At 70.8% G+C, this 21,089-nt stretch carries 27 protein-coding genes; 16 read left to right on the top strand and 11 right to left on the bottom strand.

Annotated elements, in window-relative coordinates:
• Positions 1-197 precede the first annotated feature (197 nt).
• From ACWDRW_RS04535 to ACWDRW_RS04495, 9 genes are all read left to right on the top strand, one after another.
• Positions 198-1,604: a family 2B encapsulin nanocompartment shell protein gene (locus tag ACWDRW_RS04535; RefSeq protein WP_451719986.1), complete on the top strand. Its 1,407-nt coding sequence runs from the start codon at positions 198-200 to the stop codon at positions 1,602-1,604.
• Between the two features lie 64 nt (positions 1,605-1,668).
• Positions 1,669-2,835 carry a family 2 encapsulin nanocompartment cargo protein polyprenyl transferase gene (locus tag ACWDRW_RS04530; RefSeq protein WP_451719983.1) on the top strand — a complete coding sequence of 389 codons (1,167 nt, stop codon included), beginning with the start codon at positions 1,669-1,671 and terminating at the stop codon, positions 2,833-2,835.
• Between the two features lie 199 nt (positions 2,836-3,034).
• Positions 3,035-3,637 carry a GNAT family N-acetyltransferase gene (locus ACWDRW_RS04525; RefSeq protein WP_451719981.1) on the top strand — a complete coding sequence of 201 codons (603 nt, stop codon included), beginning with the start codon at positions 3,035-3,037 and terminating at the stop codon, positions 3,635-3,637.
• 157 nt (positions 3,638-3,794) lie between these two features.
• On the top strand, positions 3,795-4,379 hold the full coding sequence (locus ACWDRW_RS04520) for a dihydrofolate reductase family protein (RefSeq protein WP_451719979.1): 585 nt from the start codon (positions 3,795-3,797) through the stop codon (positions 4,377-4,379).
• Positions 4,380-4,398: 19 nt separating this feature from the next.
• Complete coding sequence (locus tag ACWDRW_RS04515; protein ID WP_451720382.1) at positions 4,399-4,740, top strand: hypothetical protein; 342 nt, start codon at positions 4,399-4,401, stop codon at positions 4,738-4,740.
• A gap of 94 nt (positions 4,741-4,834) precedes the next feature.
• The gene (locus tag ACWDRW_RS04510) at positions 4,835-5,248 is read left to right on the top strand and encodes a YciI family protein (RefSeq protein ID WP_451719976.1); all 414 of its coding nucleotides are present in this window, start codon (positions 4,835-4,837) and stop codon (positions 5,246-5,248) included.
• A 23-nt stretch (positions 5,249-5,271) separates the two neighbouring features.
• A complete protein-coding gene (locus tag ACWDRW_RS04505) occupies positions 5,272-6,471 on the top strand; it encodes an RNA polymerase sigma factor (protein ID WP_451719974.1) in 1,200 nt (399 codons plus the stop codon).
• Positions 6,472-6,480: 9 nt separating this feature from the next.
• Positions 6,481-6,798 carry a DUF952 domain-containing protein gene (locus ACWDRW_RS04500; protein WP_451719972.1) on the top strand — a complete coding sequence of 106 codons (318 nt, stop codon included), beginning with the start codon at positions 6,481-6,483 and terminating at the stop codon, positions 6,796-6,798.
• Between the two features lie 32 nt (positions 6,799-6,830).
• Positions 6,831-7,052 carry a hypothetical protein gene (locus ACWDRW_RS04495; protein ID WP_451719969.1) on the top strand — a complete coding sequence of 74 codons (222 nt, stop codon included), beginning with the start codon at positions 6,831-6,833 and terminating at the stop codon, positions 7,050-7,052.
• Here the strand turns inward: ACWDRW_RS04495 and ACWDRW_RS04490 are convergent.
• The 4 genes from ACWDRW_RS04490 to sodN all read right to left on the bottom strand — a co-directional run bounded on the left by ACWDRW_RS04490 (position 7,049) and on the right by sodN (position 9,095).
• Positions 7,049-7,780: a VOC family protein gene (locus ACWDRW_RS04490; protein WP_451719966.1), complete on the bottom strand. Its 732-nt coding sequence runs from the start codon at positions 7,778-7,780 to the stop codon at positions 7,049-7,051. The genes ACWDRW_RS04495 and ACWDRW_RS04490 overlap by 4 nt on opposite strands.
• 28 nt (positions 7,781-7,808) lie before the next feature.
• Positions 7,809-8,222 carry a VOC family protein gene (locus ACWDRW_RS04485; protein WP_451719964.1) on the bottom strand — a complete coding sequence of 138 codons (414 nt, stop codon included), beginning with the start codon at positions 8,220-8,222 and terminating at the stop codon, positions 7,809-7,811.
• Between the two features lie 17 nt (positions 8,223-8,239).
• On the bottom strand, positions 8,240-8,632 hold the full coding sequence (locus ACWDRW_RS04480) for a helix-turn-helix transcriptional regulator (RefSeq protein ID WP_451719961.1): 393 nt from the start codon (positions 8,630-8,632) through the stop codon (positions 8,240-8,242).
• A gap of 67 nt (positions 8,633-8,699) precedes the next feature.
• Positions 8,700-9,095: a superoxide dismutase, Ni gene (sodN, locus tag ACWDRW_RS04475; RefSeq protein WP_020123534.1), complete on the bottom strand. Its 396-nt coding sequence runs from the start codon at positions 9,093-9,095 to the stop codon at positions 8,700-8,702.
• Between the two features lie 145 nt (positions 9,096-9,240).
• Between sodN and sodX the strand changes: the two genes are divergently transcribed.
• Positions 9,241-9,675: a nickel-type superoxide dismutase maturation protease gene (gene sodX / locus ACWDRW_RS04470; RefSeq protein ID WP_451720363.1), complete on the top strand. Its 435-nt coding sequence runs from the start codon at positions 9,241-9,243 to the stop codon at positions 9,673-9,675.
• On the opposite strand, the gene ACWDRW_RS04465 is transcribed toward sodX, so the two are convergent.
• Positions 9,579-10,208: a CGNR zinc finger domain-containing protein gene (locus ACWDRW_RS04465; protein ID WP_451719959.1), complete on the bottom strand. Its 630-nt coding sequence runs from the start codon at positions 10,206-10,208 to the stop codon at positions 9,579-9,581. The two genes, sodX and ACWDRW_RS04465, sit on opposite strands and share 97 nt — an antisense overlap.
• A gap of 100 nt (positions 10,209-10,308) precedes the next feature.
• Between ACWDRW_RS04465 and ACWDRW_RS04460 the strand changes: the two genes are divergently transcribed.
• The gene (locus tag ACWDRW_RS04460) at positions 10,309-11,067 is read left to right on the top strand and encodes a class I SAM-dependent methyltransferase (RefSeq protein WP_451719957.1); all 759 of its coding nucleotides are present in this window, start codon (positions 10,309-10,311) and stop codon (positions 11,065-11,067) included.
• A gap of 60 nt (positions 11,068-11,127) precedes the next feature.
• Here ACWDRW_RS04460 and ACWDRW_RS04455 read toward each other — a convergent pair whose 3' ends face one another.
• Genes ACWDRW_RS04455 through ACWDRW_RS04445 form a run of 3 tightly spaced genes read right to left on the bottom strand, consistent with a single transcriptional unit; the run spans position 11,128 to position 13,847 of the window.
• Complete coding sequence (locus ACWDRW_RS04455) at positions 11,128-11,889, bottom strand: amino acid ABC transporter ATP-binding protein (protein WP_451719954.1); 762 nt, start codon at positions 11,887-11,889, stop codon at positions 11,128-11,130.
• Positions 11,886-12,848 (bottom strand): amino acid ABC transporter permease, encoded by a 963-nt coding sequence (locus ACWDRW_RS04450; RefSeq protein WP_451719952.1) that lies wholly within the window; start codon positions 12,846-12,848, stop codon positions 11,886-11,888. The genes ACWDRW_RS04455 and ACWDRW_RS04450 overlap by 4 nt, the downstream gene beginning before the upstream one ends.
• Before the next feature lie 30 nt (positions 12,849-12,878).
• A complete protein-coding gene (locus tag ACWDRW_RS04445; protein WP_451719949.1) occupies positions 12,879-13,847 on the bottom strand; it encodes an ABC transporter substrate-binding protein in 969 nt (322 codons plus the stop codon).
• Between the two features lie 606 nt (positions 13,848-14,453).
• Between ACWDRW_RS04445 and ACWDRW_RS04440 the strand changes: the two genes are divergently transcribed.
• The 4 genes from ACWDRW_RS04440 (at position 14,454) to ACWDRW_RS04425 (ending at position 17,723) form a co-directional block, all read left to right on the top strand.
• Positions 14,454-15,677 carry an NAD(P)-dependent malic enzyme gene (locus tag ACWDRW_RS04440; RefSeq protein WP_451719947.1) on the top strand — a complete coding sequence of 408 codons (1,224 nt, stop codon included), beginning with the start codon at positions 14,454-14,456 and terminating at the stop codon, positions 15,675-15,677.
• Positions 15,678-15,876: 199 nt separating this feature from the next.
• Complete coding sequence (locus ACWDRW_RS04435; protein WP_451719944.1) at positions 15,877-16,842, top strand: zinc-binding dehydrogenase; 966 nt, start codon at positions 15,877-15,879, stop codon at positions 16,840-16,842.
• A gap of 114 nt (positions 16,843-16,956) precedes the next feature.
• On the top strand, positions 16,957-17,166 hold the full coding sequence (locus ACWDRW_RS04430) for a helix-turn-helix domain-containing protein (protein WP_451719942.1): 210 nt from the start codon (positions 16,957-16,959) through the stop codon (positions 17,164-17,166).
• The gene (locus ACWDRW_RS04425; protein ID WP_451719939.1) at positions 17,166-17,723 is read left to right on the top strand and encodes a Clp protease N-terminal domain-containing protein; all 558 of its coding nucleotides are present in this window, start codon (positions 17,166-17,168) and stop codon (positions 17,721-17,723) included. The genes ACWDRW_RS04430 and ACWDRW_RS04425 overlap by 1 nt, the downstream gene beginning before the upstream one ends.
• A gap of 74 nt (positions 17,724-17,797) precedes the next feature.
• Here ACWDRW_RS04425 and ACWDRW_RS04420 read toward each other — a convergent pair whose 3' ends face one another.
• Both ACWDRW_RS04420 and ACWDRW_RS04415 read right to left on the bottom strand, forming a co-directional pair.
• Positions 17,798-18,859 (bottom strand): helix-turn-helix transcriptional regulator, encoded by a 1,062-nt coding sequence (locus tag ACWDRW_RS04420; RefSeq protein ID WP_451719936.1) that lies wholly within the window; start codon positions 18,857-18,859, stop codon positions 17,798-17,800.
• A 1-nt stretch (position 18,860) separates the two neighbouring features.
• Positions 18,861-19,829: a DUF4097 family beta strand repeat-containing protein gene (locus tag ACWDRW_RS04415; protein WP_451719934.1), complete on the bottom strand. Its 969-nt coding sequence runs from the start codon at positions 19,827-19,829 to the stop codon at positions 18,861-18,863.
• A gap of 146 nt (positions 19,830-19,975) precedes the next feature.
• Here ACWDRW_RS04415 and ACWDRW_RS04410 point away from each other — a divergent pair, with 146 nt between their 5' ends.
• Positions 19,976-20,785, top strand: a complete 810-nt coding sequence (locus tag ACWDRW_RS04410) for a hypothetical protein (protein ID WP_451719931.1) — start codon at positions 19,976-19,978, stop codon at positions 20,783-20,785.
• 69 nt (positions 20,786-20,854) lie between these two features.
• Here ACWDRW_RS04410 and ACWDRW_RS04405 read toward each other — a convergent pair whose 3' ends face one another.
• Complete coding sequence (locus ACWDRW_RS04405; protein ID WP_003992906.1) at positions 20,855-21,034, bottom strand: DUF6104 family protein; 180 nt, start codon at positions 21,032-21,034, stop codon at positions 20,855-20,857.
• Positions 21,035-21,089 lie beyond the last annotated feature (55 nt).

Genomic DNA, 21,089 nt, shown 5'->3' with positions numbered 1-21,089 from the left:
ACAGTGTGCGAGCGGTTTCGGACAACAAGCGGAATGGGCGTCGCGGTCCGGGGCGCCCATGTGCCCAGACCCTTCGTGATCCATTCCCGCTCGTTCGTGTAATAGCACCGGCACACTCCGTGAGGAAGGCTTGGTCGTGCGAATCGATGCCCGGCGCAACAAGCGGTGCCGGTGCATGACCGGGAGGGCAATTCCTTATGTCGGTAGGCGAAGAGATCCGCACTGACGAGAGCAGGCCGCAGCAGAGCCTCGGTACTGCCGCCGCGCGGAACCTGGCCACCACGACCAAGTCCGCACCCCAGATGCAGGAGATCAGCTCGCGCTGGCTGCTGCGCATGCTGCCGTGGGTGAACGTGCAGGGTGGCACATACCGAGTGAACCGCCGCCTGAGCTACGCCGTCGGGGACGGCCGTATCACCTTCGTCAAGACCGGTGACCGAGTCGAGGTCATCCCCGCGGAGCTGGGCGAACTGCCCACGCTGCGTACGTACGAGGACCAGGACGTGCTCGCCGAGCTCGCCCGGCGCTGTGAGCAGCGCGAGCTCGCCGCCGGTGAGGTGCTCGCCTCGTTCGGCAGCCCCGCCGACGAGGTCTATCTGCTGGCGCACGGCCGCGTGGAGAAGGTCGGCACCGGCCCTTACGGCGACGACGAGTCCCTGGGTGTGGCCGCCGACGGCGCCTACCTCGGCGAGCAGGCGCTGCTCGCGGAGGACGCCATCTGGGAGTACACCGTCCGCACGGTCACCGCCTGCACGGTGCTCGTCCTGGCCCGCCAGGACGTCGAACAGGTCGCGGAGCGGGCCGACTCGCTGCGCGAGCACCTTCAGGAGCAGCGCGCGATCCCCGCCCAGCGCGCCAACAAGTACGGCGAGAAGGAGATCGACCTCGCGGCCGGCCACAGCGGCGAGGCGGACATCCCGCACACCTTCGTCGACTACGAGGCGCGCCCCCGTGAGTACGAACTGAGCATCGCCCAGACCGTGTTGCGGATCCACTCGCGCGTGGCCGACCTCTACAACCAGCCGATGAACCAGACCGAGCAGCAGTTGCGGCTGACGGTCGAGGCGCTCAAGGAGCGCCAGGAGCACGAGCTGGTCAACAACCGCGAGTTCGGGCTGCTCAACAACTGCGAGTACGACCAGCGGATCCAGCCGCACGACGGAGTGCCCGGGCCGGACGACATGGACGAACTGCTCAGCAGGCGCCGCGGCACCAAGCTGTTCCTGGCCCATCCGCGCGCGATCGCCGCGTTCGGGCGTGAGCTCAACAAGCGCGGACTCGTCCCCGAGACCATCGAGATGGCCGGAAATCGGATCCCCACCTGGCGCGGGGTGCCGATCTTCCCGTGCAACAAGATCCCGGTCTCCGACGCCCGTACGACCTCGATCATCGCCATGCGTACCGGCGAGGCCGAGCAGGGGGTCATCGGGCTCCAGCAGTCCGGGATCCCCGACGAGATCGAGCCGAGCCTGTCGGTGCGGTTCATGGGCATCAACGAGCAGGCGATCATCAAGTACCTGGTGACCGCGTACTACTCGGCCGCGGTGCTCGTGCCGGACGCGCTCGGCGTGCTGGAGAACGTCGAGATCGGGCGCTGGCGGTGAGCCACCCTCGGCCTTGCGGTGTCCCCGCCCTGCCGGGCGGGTACATCCTGGGGGTACGCGCCTTGTGGGCGAGTGCATGACAGACATGGCTCAGCCGCGGCAACTCCCCGCGGGGAGGCGGCGAGCGACCGAGACGCGTGAAAGGCGGAGGCCCATCGGGACCCAGACACACGCCGGACCGGGTTCGCTCGACGGGCAGGAGGCGATGGCGATCCTGGAGCGCGCGCGGGGGGCCGTCGACCCCGAACTGCGTGCCGCCATCGATTCGTTGCCCGCCGCCATGCGCCGCGTCGCGCTGTACCACTTCGGATGGCAGCACGCGGACGGCTCACCGGCGGAGGGCAGCACCGGCAAGGCGATCCGTCCCGCGCTCGTCCTCGCGGCGGCCGAGGCGCTCGGCGGTCCGGCGGCTCGCAGGGCCGCCGTACGGGCCGCCGCGGCGGTGGAGCTGGTGCACAACTTCACGTTGCTGCACGACGACGTGATGGACCGGGACCCCACCAGGCGGCACCGGCCCACCGTCTGGACCGTCTTCGGTGACCCGGCCGCGATCCTCGTCGGGGACGCCCTCCAGGCGCTCGCCCTGCGACTGCTCGCCGAGGATCCGCATCCGGCGGCCACCGCGGCCACCGCCCGGCTCACCGCGTGCGTCGTCGAGCTGTGCGAGGGTCAGCACGCGGACACGGCCCTGGAGACACGCCCCTGCGCCGACATCGGCCTCGACGAGACGCTCGCCATGGCCGAGGCCAAGACGGGGGCACTGCTGGGCTGCGCCTGCGCCGTCGGCGCGTTGTACGCGGGCGCGGCGGGGGAGGACGTCGAGGCGATGGACTCCTTCGGGCGGGAGGCCGGGCTCGCCTTCCAGCTCATCGACGACGTGATCGGCATATGGGGCGACCCCCGGCGCACGGGCAAGCCGGCCGGCGCGGACCTGGCCGCCCGGAAGAAGTCGCTGCCGGTCGTCGCCGCGCTGACCTCCGGCACCCCGGCGGCGGCGGAGCTGGCCGAGCTGTACGAAGTGCCGTACGGAAAGGGCGGGTTGACGGCGGAGGAGGAGACCGCGCGCACGGCACTCGCCGTGGAGCAGGCGGGCGGGCGGGACTGGGCGCAGGTCCAGGCCGCCGACCGAATGGCCCGCGCGATGCAGGAGCTGGCCCGAGCGATTCCCGACCCGGAGGCAGCGGGTGCCCTGCTGGCCCTGGCCGAGTTCGTCACCCGCCGCAGCACGTGAAGACCCCGGACCGGTGGCCGTGCGGCTCCTGACCCCGCACGGTCGCCGGCTCCGGTTCAGCGGGTCCCGCACATCCCCACGGTGTGCGGGGCTCGCGCATTCCCACGACGGAACGTAATCCCGTCAATGTCCGGGCGCCCCCGCCACGCCACCCCCAACCCCCTTACGATCAAGGCCGATTGCGACGAAGGGGCGGAACATGGGTGTGGCGATCCGGACGGCGACCGCGGCGGACCGGGAGCTGGTGGTGCGGCTGCTGGACGAGGCCTTCCAGGACGATCCGGTCAGCGGCTGGGTCTTCCCCGGAGCCGAGTACCGCAGGGCGACCCACCACCGGCTGATGGCGGCGTTCACCGACATCGTGCTGGCCGACGGCCGCATCGACGTGACCGCGGACGGCTCGGCCTGCGCACTGTGGCTGCCGACCCCCGCCGGGGACGGGGACCACGACGCCGACGACGGGGCCGCCCAGGTCCGCGAGGCGGTGGACCCGGAAAACGAACGCGTCGAGCTGATAGCCAGGCTCACCGCCGAGATCCACCCCGCGGACCGCGCCCACGAGTACCTGTGGATGATCGGCGTCCGTCCCGACCGGCAGGGCGAGGGCCTCGGCACCGCGCTCATGGGCGCGGTGCTCGACCGCTGCGACAGCGACGGTGTGCCCGCGTACCTGGAGGCGAGCAGCGACCGCAGCCGCAGGCTGTACGAGCGTCTCGGCTTCGCGCTCCTCGGCGGTGCGCTCGACCTGCCCGACGGCCCGCAGATGTACCCGATGTGGCGGGAGCCGCAGGCCGCGCGCTGAGCCGCAGACCGCGCGCGCTGAGCCGGGGCCGCGCGCTGACTCGTAGCGGAATGGTCTCTCCCACTTCAAGCCCGCCCTCGATATGGGCTTGCGACCACTACAACCGAAGTACTACAACTGAAGCACTTCACTTCGCAGCCCACGAAAAGAGACCCGCTTGCGCAAGCTCACGTACTTCGTCGCCTGCTCCATCGACGGCTTCATCGGAGACCCGGACGGCGACGCCACGTCGATGTTCACCTATTTGGACGAGGAGTTCGTCGGTTACCTCGCCTCGACCTGGCCCGAGACCATCGCCGTCCACGGCCGGGACCAGCTCGGCCTCAAGGGCGCCGAGAACCTGCACTTCGACACCGTGATCCAGGGCCGGGGCAGTTATCAGCTCGGCCTCGACGCGGGCATCCCCAGCCCGTACGGCCATCTGCGCGAGTACGTCGCCTCGAGCACCCTCGGCGCCTCCCCGGACCCGAACGTCACCGTCATCGAGGGCGACCTGGTCGCCCGGATCAAGGAGCTGAAGGCCGAGGACAGCGAGCTCGGCATCTGGCTCTGCGGCGGCTCCCAGGTGGCGGGCGCACTGCTCGACGAGATCGACGAACTGGTGATCAAGACCTACCCCCAGGTGTACGGCGCGGGCATGCCGATGTTCGGCACCGACTTCTCCGCCACCGACTTCACCCTGGAGGACGTCCGGACGTTCGGTAACGGAGTGCTGGTCCGCACCTACGCACGGAAGCGCTGACCGGCCTACCCTGGATGGCATGGACAGCGAAGAACACGCCTGTCCCGTCTGCGGACAGTCCGTCGAAACGGTCGTCCGGCGCCACAAGACGCTGGGCACGTGGGTACCGCGCTGGGTGGCCGGCCCCTGCCACAACCCCAAGTGCGAGGCCTTCGTCGTGGAGGGCGCCGAGGAAGAGATCCAGGATCACCACTCCCACTACCACCACCGGCGCCGCCTCCACCGCGAGCGTCTCGCGGAGCTGGGGGGTCACGCGGCGCCCGAGCGCGGAGAGGAGTCCGGGCGTCCCGAGGAGGCCGGGCGCCCGGAGGAGCCCGCGCCTCGGGAGGAACCCGAGGAACCCGCCGCGAGCAGTCCCTGAAACTCCGACCCGAACCATGTCGAGAACGCGGGCCCGGCTCCGACGTCCCCTGTGAGAGCCGCCCCAACGGCGGCGCGAGACGAAGGAGCGAGTCATGAAGTACTTGGTCATGGTGCAGGGCAGCCAGGTGGACTACGAGGCGATGAAGGGCCGGGCGTCCGAGAACTCCCCGGCCTGGACCGAACAGGACGTCCAGGCGATGTTCGCGTTCATGGGCGCTCTCAACGACGAGCTCGCCGAGAGCGGCGAAATGATCGACGCCCAGGGCCTGACCGAGCCCGCCCGGGCCCGGCACGTCAATCTCGGCGCGGACGGCAAGCCTGTCATCACCGATGGCCCGTACGGCGAGACCAAGGAGCTGCTGGCCGGCTACTGGGTCCTGGACTGCGCGAGCCTGGAGCGCGTCACCGAGATCGCCGCCCGGGTCCTGGAGTGCCCCCAGCCCGAGGGCGCCCCGGTGTACCCGGTCGTCATCCGGCCGATCGGCGAGGACGCCGGAGACGTCTGAGCCCGGCGAACGACACGACTCCCGTGAGCGACTCCGTCGAGGACCTGCTGCGCCGTAACGCGCCGCAGGTCCTCGGCGCGCTCGTACGGCGGTACGGCCATTTCGACACCGCCGAGGACGCCGTACAGGAGGCGCTGCTCGCTGCGGCCGGGCAGTGGCCGTCGGCCGGGGTGCCCGGCAATCCGCGCGGCTGGCTCATCCGGGTGGCCTCGCGGAAGCTGGTCGACGCGCTGCGGGCGGAGGACGCCCGGCGGGCGCGGGAGGAGCGGGCGGTGGCCCTCGGCGAGCGCCTCGCCTCCGGTGCCGACCGAGCTCCCCGCGAGGACGACAGCCTGTCGCTGCTGTTCCTGTGCTGCCATCCCGATCTGACCGCGCCCGCGCAGGTCGCGCTGACCCTGCGTGCGGTCGGCGGTCTCACCACGGCGGAGATCGCCCGCGCGTACCTGGTGCCCGAGGCCACCATGGCCCAGCGCATCAGCCGGGCCAAGCAGAAGGTGCGCGGGGTGAGCTTCGGGCGCCCCGACAACTGGGCCGAGCGGCTGCCCGCCGTCCTGCACACCCTCTACCTGATCTTCAACGAGGGCTACACGGCGACCTCGGGCCGGAGTTTGCAGCGCCGCGAGCTCGCGGGCGAGGCGATCCGGCTGGCCCGGATGGTCCACCGGCTGCTCCCCGACACTGGCGAGGTGACCGGGCTGCTCGCGCTGATGCTGCTCACCGACGCCCGCCGTGACGCCCGCACCGGCCCGCACGGCGACCTCGTGCCCCTCGACGAACAGGACCGGGAGCGCTGGGACAAGGCCGCGATCGAGGAGGGCGTCGCGCTGGTCACGCGGGCGCTCGGCTCGGGCCCGGCGGGGCCGTACCAGCTCCGCGCGGCCATCGCCGCGGTGCACGACGAGGCGCCGACCGCGGACGCCACGGACTGGCGGGAGATCCTCGGCCTGTACGACGTCCTGGTGGGCCTCGTGCCCGGTCCCGTGGAGCGCCTGAACCGCGCGGTCGCCGTCGCCATGGTGCTCGGACCGGAGGCGGGGCTCGCGGAGGTGGACGCGCTGGAGGGGGAGTTGGGGCACCGGCGGGATGCCGTACGGGGACATCTGCTGGAGCGGGCCGGGGCCCACGACGAGGCCCGCGCCGCCTACGAGTCGGCGGCCGCGCAGACCATGAGCCTGCCGGAGCAGCGGTACTTGCGCGGGCGGGCGGCGCGGCTGACGCCGTAACGTGAACACATGAGCGAGCCGATCCTGCATCTCACCCGGCGCTCCCAGTGGGACGCGGCCCGGGCGACGGGCACCTACGAGATCTCCACGCGCGGGCGGACCCTCCGGGAGGAGGGGTTCATCCACTGCTCGACGCGCGTCCAACTCCCGGGAGTGGCGGCGTCGTTCTTCTCCGATCTCGACGATCTCGTGGTCCTGGTCGTGGACCCCGACCGCCTCCGCGTGCCCGTGCGCTACGAGGCCGCCGAGCCCGGCGGCGAGGAGTTCCCGCACGTGTACGGGCCGATCCCGGTCGACGCCGTGGTGGGGGTGGAGCCGTGGGCGTGACACGGTGGCGCCGGTTATGGCGGTGGGCCGTTGTGCTGTGGGCGGTCGCGGTGGCCGTCGCCGGCGGGCTCACGCTGTGGCTCCAGGACACCGGGGAGCCTCAGGGGCCGTACCAGTGGCAGGAGGCGGAACACGACCCCGCGGACGCACACGACCCCGTGCACGACGACTCCGACTGCCCGGGGCCGGACGAGACACCGTCCCCCCGGCCGGACGGGACAGTGGTGCTGTGCGCCTACTCGACGGCCCGCTAGGGCAGGCCGCCCGTGTGCGGGTCGCGGCCGGTCAGGCAGTACGTGCCGCCCGCGGGGTCGCGCAGCACCAGCCAGTGGCCGCCGCGGCGCACCAGCCTGGCGCCGAGCTCCTCGTGGGCCGCCCGGGTCGCCTCCAGGTCCGCGCAGGCCAGGTCGAGGTGGGCCGAGGCCGGGCGTTCCTCGCCGAGTCGCTGGAGCAGGATGCGGATCGGCAGTCCCGGCGGCGGCTTGACCACGTGGAACTCCGGGAGGGAACCCGGCGCCGACTCCCACTCGGGCAACAGGACGTTCCAGAAGGCGACTTCGGCGTCGTAGCGCGAAGGCGGGGTGTCGAGGCAGACCTGGTCGAGGCGGGTGCCGCGCACCACGGGCGGCCGTACCGCCTCCCCGGCCCAGGGCACCGCGCAGAACAACTGCCCGGCCGGGGAGCGCAGCACGGACCAGCCGTCGTGCTCGGCGACCTGTTCCGCGCCGGTGCGCAGCGCCCGTTCCACGAAGCCCGGCACGTCCTCCACGGCGAAGTCCAGATGGGCCCCGCCGTCCCCCTCGGCGACCCCTTGGACCTTGACGCAGGGGTCGGCCGATGCGGGCAGCAGGGTCACGAACTCGCCCTGATCGCCCCGGAGTCCGGACAGGCCGGTGTCCGTGACGACGGTCCAGAAGTCGCAGGCGGGGCCGAAGGCGGCGACCGGGCGGTCGACGAAGGCGTACGTCCAGCGGATGGTCATGGACGCGATCGTAGATCAGTTGTTCGGGTCAGCCGTTCGGTTCCATGAACCGCAGCATGTTCCCCGCGGGGTCCCGGAACGCGCAGTCGCGCATGCCGTACGGCTGGTCCATCGGCTCCTGGATGACGTCGGCGCCGGCTTCCCGCACCCGGGCGAAGAGGGCGTCGCAGTCGTCGGTGGTGAAGTTGACCCCGTGCAGCACCCCCTTGGCGAGCAGGCCGGCCATGGCCTCCCGGTCGGCGGGGGAGATGTTCGGGTCCGCGCCCGGCGGCTCCAGCACGATGTCCACGTCGGGCTGGGCCGGCGAGCCCACGGTCACCCAGCGCATGCCCTCGAACCCGACGTCGTTGCGGACCTCCATGCCCAGCACGTCCCGGTAGAAGGCGATCGCCTTGTCGTGGTCGTCGACGGCGAGGAAACAGTTCTTGAGCTTGATGTCCATGGCAGCAGGCTAGGCCGCTACGAGCGTTTCGGCCGGGTGAAGCGGCGGGCCACACAAGGGGGGATCTGCGCGCTGTCCTCATGGGAGCGGGCCCGGTACGCGCTCGGCGTCTCGCCCACCAGCTCGGTGAAGCGGGCGCTGAAGGAGCCGAGGGAGGTGCAGCCGACCGCCATGCACACCTCGGTCACGCTCAGGTCGCCGCGCCGCAGCAGGGCCTTGGCCCGCTCGATCCGGCGCGTCATGAGATAGGCGTACGGGGTCTCGCCGTACGCGGCGCGGAAGCTGCGCTGGAAGTGGCCCGGCGACATCAGCGCGGTCCGGGCGAGCGCGGTGACGTCGAGGGGCTCGGTGTACTCCCGGTCCATACGGTCACGCGCGCGCCGCAGGCGGACCAGATCCTCGGTGTTCACCCCGCCAGCATGACAGTCGAGGGGCCCGGCCGGCCGGCCGGACCCCTCGACCGAGACCTTGTGACGCTCAGGCCTTCTTGGTCTCCCAGAAGATCTTGTCGATCTGGGCGATGTAGTCCAGGGCCTTCTGACCGGTGGCCGGGTCGGTGGACGCCTTCGCGGCCGAGAGGGCCTTCAGGGCGTCGTTGACCAGCTGGTGCAGCTCCGGGTACTTCTCGAAGTGCGGGGGCTTGAAGTAGTCGCTCCACAGGACCGACACGTGGTGCTTGGCGAGCTCGGCGCGCTGCTCCTTGATGACGGTCGCACGGGCCTGGAAGTGCGGGTCGTCGTTGGCGGCCATCTTCTCCTGCACGGCCTTGACCGACTCCGCCTCGATGCGGGCCTGGGCCGGGTCGTACACACCGCAGGGCAGGTCGCAGTGCGCGCTGACCTTGACCTTGGGGGCAAACAGGCGGGAAAGCATGGAGCATTCCTTCCTCGTGATCGTCTTCTCAGGTGGGACATTACTCCCTGCGGGACTGGTTTTCGCGAGTGCCCCCATGGGCTTAGGACAAAAGTCCAGGGTCAGACTGAGACTGGTGGAGGATAGGACCGGGGAGGTGCCGGTGATGCCGGAACTGTCGCAGGAGACCGAGCGCGGGCGGCCGTTGCTGCCCTTCGGGCCGGCCGAGGTGACCGGGCCGTCGATGGTGCCCACGCTGAACCACGGGGACCGCCTGCTGGTGCACTACGGGGCCCGGATCCGGCCCGGTGACGTGGTCGTCCTGCGTCATCCGTTCCAGCAGGACCTGCTGGTCGTCAAGCGGGCGGCGGAGCGCCGCGAGGGCGGCTGGTGGGTGCTCGGGGACAACGCGTACGCGGGCGGGGACAGCACCGACTACGGCACGGTGCCGGCCGAACTGGTGCTGGGCAAGGTGCGGATGAGGTTCCGGCCGCGCAAGGCGGCTCAGCGATCGCCGTTCGCGCTGGTGCTCTGGGCACTGTCCGCCGTCCGGCCCGTGCTCTCCGACCGGTCCGCCTCCAGGCGCTTGCGGGCGCGGTAGGCGGCCACGTTCGCGCGGGTGGCGCAGCGGTCGGAGCAGTAGCGCCGAGAGCGGTTGGTGGAGGTGTCGAGGTAGGCGTTGCGGCACGGCGCCGCCTCGCACAGGCCGAGCCGGTCCACGCCGTACTCGGTGAGGTGGAAGGCGAGGCCCATCGCCGCGATGGCCGCGTAGCCCGCGGTCACGTTCGACGGGTGGTCCGCGAGGTGCATGTGCCACAGCGGGCGGCCGTCGTCGTCCCGGAAGTCGTGCCCGGAGATCTGCGGGCTGACCGGGAACTCCAGCAGCAGTGAGTTGAGCAGGTCGACGGCGAGGGTCTCGTCCCCGGTGTCCGCCGCCTCGAAGACCGCGCGCAGCCGCGCCCGGACCGAGCGGAACCGGGTCACGTCGGCGTCCGTGGCGCGGCGGGCCGCCGACTGGTTCACGCCGAACAGCTCGCGGACGGCCTCGACGGACGTCAGCGTGTCCTTGCCCCGGGCCGGGTCCTCGCTGTTGACGAGACGTACGGCGTAGTCCGAGTAATAGGCCAGTTCCACTTGTAGTCCTTACGGAGGCGTTCTATGGTCGTGGTGCGGTCGGGGTAACAGACGATCGTGCTTCCAGGGTATTACGTACGCGTCCGCGGAGGGGGCTTCCATGACCACGAGTACCGGAACCGACTGGCAGGCCTGGCAGGAGAGCTGGGACCGGCAGCAGGAGTGGTACATGCCCGACCGGGAGGAACGCTTCCGGATCATGCTCGACATGGTCGAGGCGCTCGTCGGGCCCGCGCCCCGGGTGCTCGACCTGGCCTGCGGCACCGGCTCGATCACCGCCCGGCTGCTCGCCCGGTTCCCGGACGCGGTGAGCACGGGCGTCGACCTCGACCCGGCTCTCCTCGCCATCGCCGAGGGCACCTTCGCGGGCGACGAGCGGGTCACCCTCGTCACCGCCGACCTCAAGGACGCCGACTGGCCGGCGAAGCTGCCGTACGACTCCTACGACGCCGTGCTGACCGCGACGGCCCTGCACTGGCTGCACAGCGAACCCCTCGCGGATCTCTACGGCCAGGTCGCGGACCTCGTACGCGACGGCGGTGTCTTCCTCAACGCGGACCACATGATCGACGAGTCGACGCCCCGGATCAACGCGGCCGAGCGGGCGCAGCGGCACGCCCTCATGGAGCGGGCCAAGCGGGACGGGGCCCTGGACTGGGCCGAGTGGTGGGAGGTCGCCGCGCAGGACCCGGTTCTCGCCGCCCCGACCGCCCGCCGCTTCGAGATCTACGGCGAGCACGCCGACGGCGACACCCCCTCGGCGCAGTGGCACGCGCGCGTACTGCGCGAGAAGGGGTTCGGGGAGGCGCGGCCGGTGTGGTGCTCGCCCTCGGACACCCTGCTGCTGGCGCTGAAGTAGCCCGCGCAGCGAGAAGGGGCGGTACGGGAGACCCGTACCGCCCCTTCGTCGTGTTCCGCGTCAGAGGACCTTCGACAGGAACGCCTTCGTGCGCTCGTGCTGCGGGTCCGTCAGGACGTCGCGCGGGTTGCCGGACTCGACCACCACACCGCCGTCCATGAAGACGAGGTTGTCGCCCACCTCGCGGGCGAAGCCCATCTCGTGGGTGACGACGACCATCGTCATGCCGGACTCGGCGAGGTCGCGCATGACGTCGAGGACGTCACCGACCAGCTCCGGGTCCAGCGCCGAGGTCGGCTCGTCGAACAGCATCAGCTTCGGCTCCATCGCCAGCGCGCGGGCGATCGCCACGCGCTGCTGCTGACCGCCGGAGAGCTGCGAGGGGTAGTTCCCGGCCTTGTCACCGAGGCCGACCTTCTCCAGCAGCTCCCGCGCCCGCTCCCTGGCCTGGGTCTTGCTCACTCCCTTGACCTGGATCGGCGCCTCCATGACGTTCTCCACGGCCGTCATGTGCGGGAACAGGTTGAACCGCTGGAACACCATGCCGATGTCCCGGCGCTGGAGCGCGACCTCGCTGTCCTTGAGCTCGTACAGCTTGTCGCCCTTCTGGCGGTAGCCGACCAGCTCGCCGTCGACGTACAGCCGACCGGCGTTGATCTTCTCCAGGTGGTTGATGCACCTGAGGAACGTCGACTTGCCGGAGCCGGAGGGGCCGATGAGGCAGAACACCTCGCCGGTCTGCACCTCCAGGTCGATGCCCTGGAGGACCTTCACGGCACCGAAGGACTTGTGGACGCCCTCGGCCTTCACCATGGCGGTCATGCCGCACTCCTTCCGCGGCTGAGCGTGCCCAGGTTCGCCTTGATCTTCTGCCACGGCGTCGGCGGCAGGCTTCGGGTCGAACCACGGGCGTAACGGCGCTCCAGGTAGTACTGGAAGACGCTGAACACGCTGGTCATGACCAGGTACCAAATGCACGCCACGAACAGCATCTCCATCACGGCGTAGCTCGTGGAGCCGATCGTGGAGGTGGCGCGCAGCAGTTCGTTGTACGTCACCGCGTACACCAGCGACGAGGTCTTCAGCATGTTGATGAACTCGTTGCCGGTCGGCGGCACGATCACCCGCATCGCCTGCGGGATCACGATCCGGCGCAGGGTCTTCGCGTGGCTCATGCCGAGCGCGTGCGAGGCCTCGGTCTGACCCTCGTCGACGGCCATCAGGCCGGCGCGGCAGATCTCCGCCATGTAGGCGGCCTCGTTCAGACCCAGGCCCAGCAGGGCGGCCATGAACGGGGTCATCACGTCCACCATCTCGTCCTTGTAGAACGGACCGAGATTCAGGACCGGGAAGATCAGCGCCAGGTTGAACCACAGGAGCAGCTGGACGTAGACCGGCGTCCCGCGGAAGAACCAGATGTAGACCCAGGCCACCCAGCTCGTCACCGGGTTCTTGGAGAGCCGCATGACGGCCAGGATCACGCCCAGGACCACGCCCATGATCATGGCGAGGACGCTGATCAGCAGGGTGCGGCCGGCGCCCGCGAGGACCGTGGAGTCGAAGACGTAGTCGCCGACCGCGCTCCACTGGATCTTCTCGGCGGTCGCGAACGCGTTGACCAGCAGGGCCACCAGGGCCAGCACGACCACACCGCTGACCCAGCGGCCGTAGTGGCGGACCGGGATCGCCTTGATCGCCTCGGGCGGGAGGGCCGAGCCCTCCTTGGAGACCCCGGCCGACGGCTTCGCGTCGGCCGGCTCCTTGTCGAACTTGTCAGTCACGGTGACTGCCCTTCAATGGTGCTCGGACCGTCACTTGCCGCCGTTGACCGTGGCCTTGTCGATGGCACCGGTCTCGGCGCCCCACTTCTCGAGGATCTTCGTGTAGGTGCCGTCCTCGATGATGGCGTTGACGGCCGCTTCGAGCGCCTCGGTGAGCTGCTTGTTGTCCTTGTTCACGGCGATGCCGAAGGGGCCGGCGTCGATCTGCTCGCCGACGACCTCGAAGGCGTTGCCGCCGTCGGCCTTGCGGGCCAGGTCGACAGCGACCGGGTAGTCGTTGACGCCCGCGACCGCGCCGCCCGACTTCACTCGGGTCTGGGCCTCGGTGTCATTCTCGAACGACTCGATCTTGATCGCCTTGTCGCCGCCGTCCGTGCACTTCTTGGACTGGTCCTTCAGCGCCTGCTCGTACGTCGTGCCGCGCTGGACGGCCGCGGTCTGGCCGCAGAGGTCCTCGATCGAGTTGATCTTCTTCGGGTTGCCCTTCTGGACGTACACGGCCGTGCCGGCGACGAAGTAGTCGACGAAGTCGACACCCGGGCCGAGCTTCTTGCCCTTGTCGTCCAGGCCCTCCTGGCGCTGCTTGTTGTCCGTGATGGAGGACATGGCGATGTCGTAGCGGCCCGAGTTCAGGGACGTGATCAGGCCGTCGAACGATCCGGAGGTGAACTTGAACTCGACGCCCAGCTGCTCGCCCAGCGCGGCGGCGATGTCGGGGTCGACACCGACGATCTTGCCGCCCTCCTGGTACTCCATGGGGGCGTACTCGGCGTTGGTCCCGACCTGGATCTCGCCGGCGTCCTGGATCTTCTTGGGCAGCTTGGAGAAGAGGGGAGCGGTGCTGGACTTCCCGGTCTCCTTCGACTCCGAGCTGTCGCTGCCGCTGTCGGTCTGGTCACCGCAACCGGTGAGAATCAGTGCGCCTGCGACCGCGATCGAGCCGACCGCTGCCAGCCGGCGGCGCGTGGCGGTCGTACGACGGGTGGAGCTTGCGGTCATGGTGGGTTCCTCCGGCGGATGGGTGGAGTTGCCGATGGGTCGACGAGAGCACACGTCTTCGAGTGTCGCGACCTCGTGTGATTACGGCATCTTGCCATTCGGACTGAGCGATTCAGGGGGCCAGCTATGTCAAAATCGGATAACGGGTTACCCCCGAACCCCACCAGGTCGGTACATCGTGACCGCATCATCTGCGGGAATCCCCGCTTCCGGCCGGAAGATCTTCGGCGCATCTCAGTATGCGGATCACCGGACGGCCCCGCCCTCATCGCACCTGAGTCCGAGTGGCGCGCGCGTCAAGGGGGTTCGGGCAATTGTCCTTATGACATCGCATGATTCATGTCACCGGTATGCGGTGATCGATGATCGTTCTTCGTTCCGCCATGTGAGCTTGCACGTATTGGACTCGTCCCCGACGCCGTCCGTCCGGTAAGAAGGTGCTTTACACCCCTCATCCGGGGCTCAGGGCGCGTGTGCGGCGCGCCCGTCGCGTATGTGCCCTCAAGTGACCGTACGTATCGGTAACTGGGCTGTGCGCGGTGCCCGCCCACCCCTCACCTGGGAGTGGTCACCCTCAAACCATGAATACTTAAGGGGTCAGACAAAGTGGCAGCGGAGATCGTCAATCCTCGCAGCGACAGCGATACGGGTCAGGACGGCGGGGCGGAGCCCCTGGATTCCTTCGACCCCGCGTTCGCGCTGCACCGCGGCGGCAAGATGGCAGTGCAAGCCACCGTGCCGGTCCGCGACAAGGACGACCTGTCCCTCGCGTACACGCCCGGCGTGGCGAAAGTGTGCAGCGCCATCGCCGAGCAGCCCGAGCTCGTGTACGACTACACGTGGAAGTCGTCGGTCGTCGCCGTCGTGACGGACGGTACGGCCGTGCTGGGACTCGGTGACATCGGTCCTGAGGCCTCCCTTCCGGTGATGGAAGGCAAGGCCATCCTGTTCAAGCAGTTCGGCGGCGTGGACGCGGTGCCGATCGCGCTGAACTGCACCGACGTCGACGAGATCGTCGAGACGGTGGTCCGTCTCGCGCCCTCCTTCGGCGGCGTCAACCTCGAGGACATCTCGGCGCCCCGGTGCTTCGAGATCGAGCGGCGGCTGCAGGAAGCCCTCGACATCCCGATCTTCCACGACGACCAGCACGGTACGGCGGTCGTGACGCTGGCGGCGCTGCGGAACGCGGCGCGGCTGAGCGGGCGGGAGATCGGGCAGCTCCGGGCGGTCATCTCGGGCGCCGGTGCGGCCGGGGTCGCCATCGCCAAGATGCTGGTCGAGGCCGGTATCGGCGATGTCGCGCTGGCGGACCGCAAGGGCATCATCTCGGCGGACCGTGCGGATCTGACCGACGTGAAGCGCGAGGTCGCCTCCTTCACCAACAAGGCCGGGCTCACCGGGTCGCTCGAGGACGCCCTGGCCGGCGCCGACGTCTTCATCGGCGTCTCCGGCGGCACGGTGCCGGAGCCCGCGGTGGCCTCCATGGCGGAGGGTGCCTTCGTGTTCGCGATGGCCAACCCGAACCCCGAGGTGCACCCGGAGGTCGCGCACAAGTACGCGGCGGTCGTGGCGACGGGCCGGTCGGACTTCCCGAACCAGATCAACAACGTGCTGGCGTTCCCGGGCATCTTCGCGGGCGCGCTCCAGGTGCGGGCCTCCCGCATCACGGAGGGCATGAAGATCGCGGCGGCGGAGGCGCTGGCGTCCGTGGTCGGCGACGACCTGGCCGCCGACTACGTCATCCCGTCGCCCTTCGACGAGCGGGTCGCTCCGGCGGTCACGGCGGCGGTCGCCGCCGCGGCGCGTGCCGAGGGTGTGGCTCGGCGCTGAGTGAGCGCTGACCGAGGTGGCCCCGGCCGGGATCTTCGGCCGGGGTCATTTTTTTACCCGGGGGTTGGGCCGGTCGGGTGGTCTGGGGCCATGGGCCTGCGACGGGTGGAGTGACGCGGACCCCTGTCTGCCGCAAGAGGGCATGTGTCACACGGTCCCTCGGTTCCCCGCGCCGCCGCCGGAGCCTATCGTCAAGGTCATGTTCGCCGTCTACGCCGCCCGCATCGACCGCGACCAGCCGCTCACCGGGCTCGAGTTGGGGGAGCGTCCCGCCCCCGAGGCCCGTTCCGGCTGGAGTGTCGTCAATGTCAGGGCCGCCTCCCTCAACCATCACGACCTCTGGTCCCTGCGGGGCGTCGGCCTCGCCGAGGACAAGCTGCCGATGATCCTCGGCTGCGACGCCGCCGGCGTCGACGAGGACGGCAACGAGGTCGTCCTGCACTCCGTCATCGGTCAGAGCGGGCACGGGGTCGGCCCCAGGGAGCCCCGCTCCATCCTCACCGAGCGCTACCAGGGCACCTTCGCCGACCAGGTCGCCGTACCGACGTGGAACGTCCTGCCCAAGCCGAAGGAGCTGTCCTTCGAGGAGGCCGCCTGTCTGCCCACGGCCTGGCTGACGGCGTACCGGATGCTCTTCACCAACGCGGGCGTACGGCCCGGTGACTCCGTCCTGGTGCAGGGCGCCGGCGGCGGGGTGGCCACGGCCGCGATCGTGCTCGGCAAGGCGGCGGGGCTGCGGGTCTTCGCCACCAGCCGGGACGAGGCCAAGCGGAAGCGAGCCCTGGAGCTCGGCGCCCTGGAGGCGGTGGAGTCGGGTGCGCGGCTGCCGGAGCGGGTCGACGCGGTCATCGAGACCGTGGGCGCCGCGACCTGGTCGCACTCGGTGAAGTCGCTCAAGCCCGGGGGCACGCTGGTCATCTCCGGTGCCACCAGCGGCGACCGGCCCTCGCACGCCGAGCTGACCCGGATCTTCTTCCTGGAGCTGAAGGTCGTCGGCTCCACGATGGGGACCAAGGACGAGCTGGAGGACCTCCTCGCCTTCTGCGCCGCCACGGGTGTGCGGCCCGTCATCGACGACGTGCTGCCGATGGACCGGGCGCGTGAGGGCTTCGAGCGGATGGCCACGGGAGAGCTGTTCGGAAAGATCGTGCTCACCAACTCCTGAGCGCGGTTCGGGGTTCGGCCAGGCGGGTCCGGGTGTTGTCCGGGCCCGCCTTTCGCGTCCCGGGTGTGTCAACTCTGGTTGACATACCTCGGGCTGTCAACGTAGGTTGACGTCATGAGTGAGGCAACGGATCTCGCCGAGCGTGCGGGTGACCACGACCCCCGGGTCGGCCTGCGGGCCGTCGCCGCGCTGCGCCGGCTGCTGGAGCAGCTGGAGGCGGTGCAGGTGCGCAGTGCGCGCAATCAGGGGTGGTCGTGGCAGGAGATCGCCGCGGAGCTCGGTGTCAGCAGGCAGGCCGTGCACAAGAAGTACGGGAGGCATTGATGTTCGAGCGGTTCACGAAGGATGCCCGGGCGGTCGTCCTGGGCGCGGTCGAGCACGCGGAACGGTCAGGGGCCGGCACGGTGGACGCCGAGCATCTGCTGCTCGCGCTGCTGGACCGGGAAGGCAGCCGCGCCTCCTTCGCGCTGGCCGCGGCGGGACTCGCGGAGCGCAAGGAGTCGGTGCGGGAGGCGCTCGGCGCGGCCCGGCGGCGGGCCGGTCTGTCCCGGGCCGACGCCGACGCCCTGGCGGGTCTCGGCATCGACGTCACGGAGATCGTCGCCCGGGTCGAGGAGGTGCACGGCGTCGGGGCGATGTCCGGGGGCCGGAAGGGCAAGGGACGCCCCTCGTTCGGCCGGGAGGCCAAGAGGACGCTGGAGCAGTCGCTGCGGATCGCTCTCGCCCACAGCGACCGCCACATCGGCGACGAGCACATCCTCCTCGCCCTCACCGCCCGTCCCGGAGTGGCGGCCGAGACCCTGGCCGACCACGGCGTGACCAACCTGTCCCTCACCCGGGTGCTGTACGGAGAGGGCGGGGGCCAGGCCAAGGCCGGGTGACCGGCCGGTGCCTTCCGGGCAGACCTTCCGGGGGGACCTCAGTGCCCTCCGGGTTCGGTCTTCGGGGCCGGGGGTCAGGCCTTCGGTGTCTTGAGCAGTGCCGCTATGTGGGCCGCCGCTGTCGACAGATGACGGCGGGCGTCGCGGAGCTGGTCCGGGGTGACACCGTGGTCGCGGGCCGCGTCGCGGATGTCGTCCCGGAAGCGGTCCAGGAGGCGGTCCAGGTCGCGGGCCGGGTCGGCGGTGGGGGCCTCATGGGCCCAGGACGGTTCGTAGGTCCCGGGGAAGTCCTCCGGGGTGTCCGTGTACTCCGGGGTGTCCGAGGGCTGGGGCTTGGGCGCGGTGGCGGGGCGGCCGAAGCCGAAGTCCCAGTCCCTGCCGAAGCCCTTGCCGTAGTCCTTCCCGAACTCGCCGAACTCCTTGGCCAGTTCCGTCAGGCCCTCGCGCACACCGGTCGGCCAGTCGCCCCGGGTGAAGTGGTCCTGCACATGCTCCTGGACCCGCTTGGCGATGCGCTGCATCTCCTCCTGGGCCTGGGCGCGGGCCCGGTCCTGCGCCTCCTTGGCCTGGCGCCGGGCGCGCTGGGCCTCCTCGCGGGCACGGCGGCTCTCGTCCTTGGCGCGCCGGGCCTGCTCCTTCCACTCCTGCTTGGCGCGGCGCATCTCCTCCTTCGCCGCCCGCCAGGCCTCCTTGTCGGTGTACTCCGTGAAGTCACCGAAGGGGGCGTCCCCCTTGGCGCCGTTGCCCTGGCGGGCCTCGGACGCCGCCTCCCGCATCTCGCGCCGCAGATCCCCGGCGGCGCCACGCACATCGGCCCGGATCTCGGCGGCGAGCTCCGCGACCGACTCCCGGATCTCCAGCTCCAGGTCGGCCAGTTCGCCACTGCGGTCGGCCAGTTCGGCCCGCCCCGCGTCCGTGATGGCGTACACCTTCCTGCCGCCCTCGGTGGTGTGCGTGACCAGCCCTTCGCTCTCCAGCTTCGCCAGCCGGGGGTAGACCGTGCCCGCCGAGGGGGCGTACAGGCCCTGGAAGCGCTCCTCCAGGAGGCGGATCACCTCGTAGCCGTGGCGCGGGGCCTCGTCCAGCAGCTTCAGCAGATACAGGCGCAGGCGGCCGTGGGCGAAGACGGGAGGCATGTCAGAGCACCTTCTTGTCGGTCGTGCCGTCGGCCCGGTCGTCGCCCGAGTCGGCTTCGGTGGAGGGCGTCGTACCCGCGCCGGAGTCGGAATTCTCTCCCGCGCCGGCCGGTGTGCTCTCCACCGGGGCCTCCTCCCAGCCCTCCGCGTCCCAGGGTTCCTCCTCGCGGGGTGGTCTGCGCAGCAGGGCGATGGAGCCGGAGACGGTGGTCGCCCGCAACTTGCCGTTGCCCGCGCCCAGTCGGCCGGTGATCTTGTGGGCGCCCCACTGGCCGTGCACCCGGAGTCCGTCGAAGGCGTTGGAGATGGTGCCGCTCGCGGTGTTGGCCTCGACGTCGGCGTCGGCCGGCTGGGGCAGCCGGATGGCGATCTCGCCGGAGACGCTGGTGAGCCGGACGTCCGTCGGGCCGTCCGGGTCGAGGTCGACGATCATCGAGCCGCTGACCGAGTCCGCCCGCACCGAGGACCCCGCCCCCTCGACGACCGTCAGATCCCCGGAGACGGAGTTGAAGCGGAGGTCCCCGGTGACCGCCTGCGCCTCCAGATTCCCCGAGACAGTGTCGGCCCGCACCGGGCCGGAGAGCCCCACCAGGGTGGTGTCGCCGGTGACTCCCTTCACCACCGAGGGACCGCGCACCCCGGAGACCACCGCCCCCGCGCCGACCACGCCCACCTCGACGCGGGTGTCGGCCGGCACCGCGAGCGAGACCACGGCACTGCGCCGCCAGCCCTTGCGGTCCAGCCACTTCAGGAAGCCCTTCCAGGGCAGGTCCTCGTAGGCGACCGTCAGGGTGCCGCCCTCCTGCGTGACCAGCAGGGGAGGGCCTTCGAGCCGGGAGACCTCCAGGCGGGCGGAACCCTCGTCGGTGCCCACCACGTTCACCGTTCCATTGACGATCCGTACGTGCAGTTCCCGCACCGGTTCGTCGAAGGTGAGCTTTTGCGGCTCCTCGACCGACCACTCGGACATGGTGACGACCTCCCCTGACAACACGCCATATCGCGTCTCCTGTCAATCACGATATATCGCGCGCACGGAAAGTCAAGACACTCTTTCGGGGAGCATGAGGGCCTTCGAATATGACGAACCACGACAAAACGCCCTAGCGTGTGACCATGTCGACTCCCGGAGCCCTGCTGCTCTGCCGGGCGGTGCCGGATTACGTCGCCCCCGCCGCCCACCTGCTGCGCGAACGCATGCTGCTCACCCCGGCGGGTGAACAGTGGAGCGTGCTCGTCCCCGAAGGCAGGCCGTGGACGGACGGCGGCGAGCCGGTCGACCGTGTGCTCACCGGCTGGGCCACCGCCCTCGCCGTCGGCGCCCCCTGGCCCGTCGTCGCCCTGTGGTGGGACGAGGACCGCGCCGGCTACCTCCTGGCGTCCGGCTTCCGCCGTCCCGTCGGCTACGTCTGGCTCACCAACGGCACCCCGGTCGGCGAGGACGAGGCCATGCGCACCTTCGCCGCGCGCCTGGGCCTCGATCCCGTCCTGGACATGGAGTCCCTGGAGGCGCTCACCAAGCCGGACCCCCAGGCCGACGCCCGCGCCCGCCTCGGCGGCCTGCTCGCCGTCCTCACGCGCGCGGGGGTCTCCCTGCCGCCCGGCCTGATTCCGGGCGACCCCGCCGACAGCCTGCGCCACGCCGCCCGCCTCCAGCCCCACGCGCGGGCGGTCGAGTGGCCGGGCTGGCGGCAGACGGTCCGCACGGAGCTCGACGCGGTCGACGCGAGCCGTCTGGGCCCCTGGCTCCCCTGGTCCGGCACCCCCAAGGCCCGCCTGCTCGCCGCCGTCCAGCTCGCCGCGGGCCTCCCGCTCGCGGCCCTCGGCCTACGGCGGCGCAGCGCGGGCTGGACCGCGGCGGGGGTGCTGCTGCTGGCGCACGGCGCGCTGGGGCTGGCGTACGACGTGACGCGCCCGCGGGACTGAGAGGCCCGCGGGACCGACGAACGGGGCGCCCTCAGGGCACCCCGCTCAGTACGGCCGTACAGCCGACGACTACTCGTCGTCCTCGTCGTCCAGCCGCGCCAGCCACGTCGCCAGCCGCTCCACCGGGACCTCGAAGTCCGGGTTGAGGTCCACGAACGTCCGCAGCTGCTCGGCGAGCCACTCGAACGTGACCTCCTCCTCGCCGCGCCGCTTCTCCAGCTCTTCGATGCCACGGTCCGTGAAGTACATGCCCACCAGGATAAACGGCAGGGCCGCACCCCCCTCGGGGTGCGGCCCTGCCACG

The sequence above is a fragment of the Streptomyces sp. NPDC003635 genome, from assembly GCF_053587635.1.
The sequence above is the reverse complement of the archived record's forward strand: the minus strand, read 5'-3'. Positions and strand labels throughout refer to the sequence as shown.

Excerpts from the sequence above, each read along its gene's own strand:
- ACWDRW_RS04535 (WP_451719986.1), top strand. The coding sequence starts at position 198 with ATGTCGGTAGGCGAAGAGATCCGCACTGACGAGAGCAGGCCGCAGCAG.
- ACWDRW_RS04525 (WP_451719981.1), top strand. The coding sequence starts at position 3,035 with ATGGGTGTGGCGATCCGGACGGCGACCGCGGCGGACCGGGAGCTGGTG.
- ACWDRW_RS04515 (WP_451720382.1), top strand. The coding sequence starts at position 4,399 with ATGGACAGCGAAGAACACGCCTGTCCCGTCTGCGGACAGTCCGTCGAA.
- ACWDRW_RS04510 (WP_451719976.1), top strand. The coding sequence starts at position 4,835 with ATGAAGTACTTGGTCATGGTGCAGGGCAGCCAGGTGGACTACGAGGCG.
- ACWDRW_RS04500 (WP_451719972.1), top strand. The coding sequence starts at position 6,481 with ATGAGCGAGCCGATCCTGCATCTCACCCGGCGCTCCCAGTGGGACGCG.
- ACWDRW_RS04490 (WP_451719966.1), bottom strand. The coding sequence starts at position 7,780 with ATGACCATCCGCTGGACGTACGCCTTCGTCGACCGCCCGGTCGCCGCC.
- ACWDRW_RS04485 (WP_451719964.1), bottom strand. The coding sequence starts at position 8,222 with ATGGACATCAAGCTCAAGAACTGTTTCCTCGCCGTCGACGACCACGAC.
- sodN (WP_020123534.1), bottom strand. The coding sequence starts at position 9,095 with ATGCTTTCCCGCCTGTTTGCCCCCAAGGTCAAGGTCAGCGCGCACTGC.
- sodX (WP_451720363.1), top strand. The coding sequence starts at position 9,241 with ATGCCGGAACTGTCGCAGGAGACCGAGCGCGGGCGGCCGTTGCTGCCC.
- ACWDRW_RS04460 (WP_451719957.1), top strand. The coding sequence starts at position 10,309 with ATGACCACGAGTACCGGAACCGACTGGCAGGCCTGGCAGGAGAGCTGG.
- ACWDRW_RS04455 (WP_451719954.1), bottom strand. The coding sequence starts at position 11,889 with ATGACCGCCATGGTGAAGGCCGAGGGCGTCCACAAGTCCTTCGGTGCC.
- ACWDRW_RS04445 (WP_451719949.1), bottom strand. The coding sequence starts at position 13,847 with ATGACCGCAAGCTCCACCCGTCGTACGACCGCCACGCGCCGCCGGCTG.
- ACWDRW_RS04435 (WP_451719944.1), top strand. The coding sequence starts at position 15,877 with ATGTTCGCCGTCTACGCCGCCCGCATCGACCGCGACCAGCCGCTCACC.
- ACWDRW_RS04430 (WP_451719942.1), top strand. The coding sequence starts at position 16,957 with ATGAGTGAGGCAACGGATCTCGCCGAGCGTGCGGGTGACCACGACCCC.
- ACWDRW_RS04425 (WP_451719939.1), top strand. The coding sequence starts at position 17,166 with ATGTTCGAGCGGTTCACGAAGGATGCCCGGGCGGTCGTCCTGGGCGCG.
- ACWDRW_RS04420 (WP_451719936.1), bottom strand. The coding sequence starts at position 18,859 with ATGCCTCCCGTCTTCGCCCACGGCCGCCTGCGCCTGTATCTGCTGAAG.
- ACWDRW_RS04415 (WP_451719934.1), bottom strand. The coding sequence starts at position 19,829 with ATGTCCGAGTGGTCGGTCGAGGAGCCGCAAAAGCTCACCTTCGACGAA.
- ACWDRW_RS04410 (WP_451719931.1), top strand. The coding sequence starts at position 19,976 with ATGTCGACTCCCGGAGCCCTGCTGCTCTGCCGGGCGGTGCCGGATTAC.
- ACWDRW_RS04405 (WP_003992906.1), bottom strand. The coding sequence starts at position 21,034 with ATGTACTTCACGGACCGTGGCATCGAAGAGCTGGAGAAGCGGCGCGGC.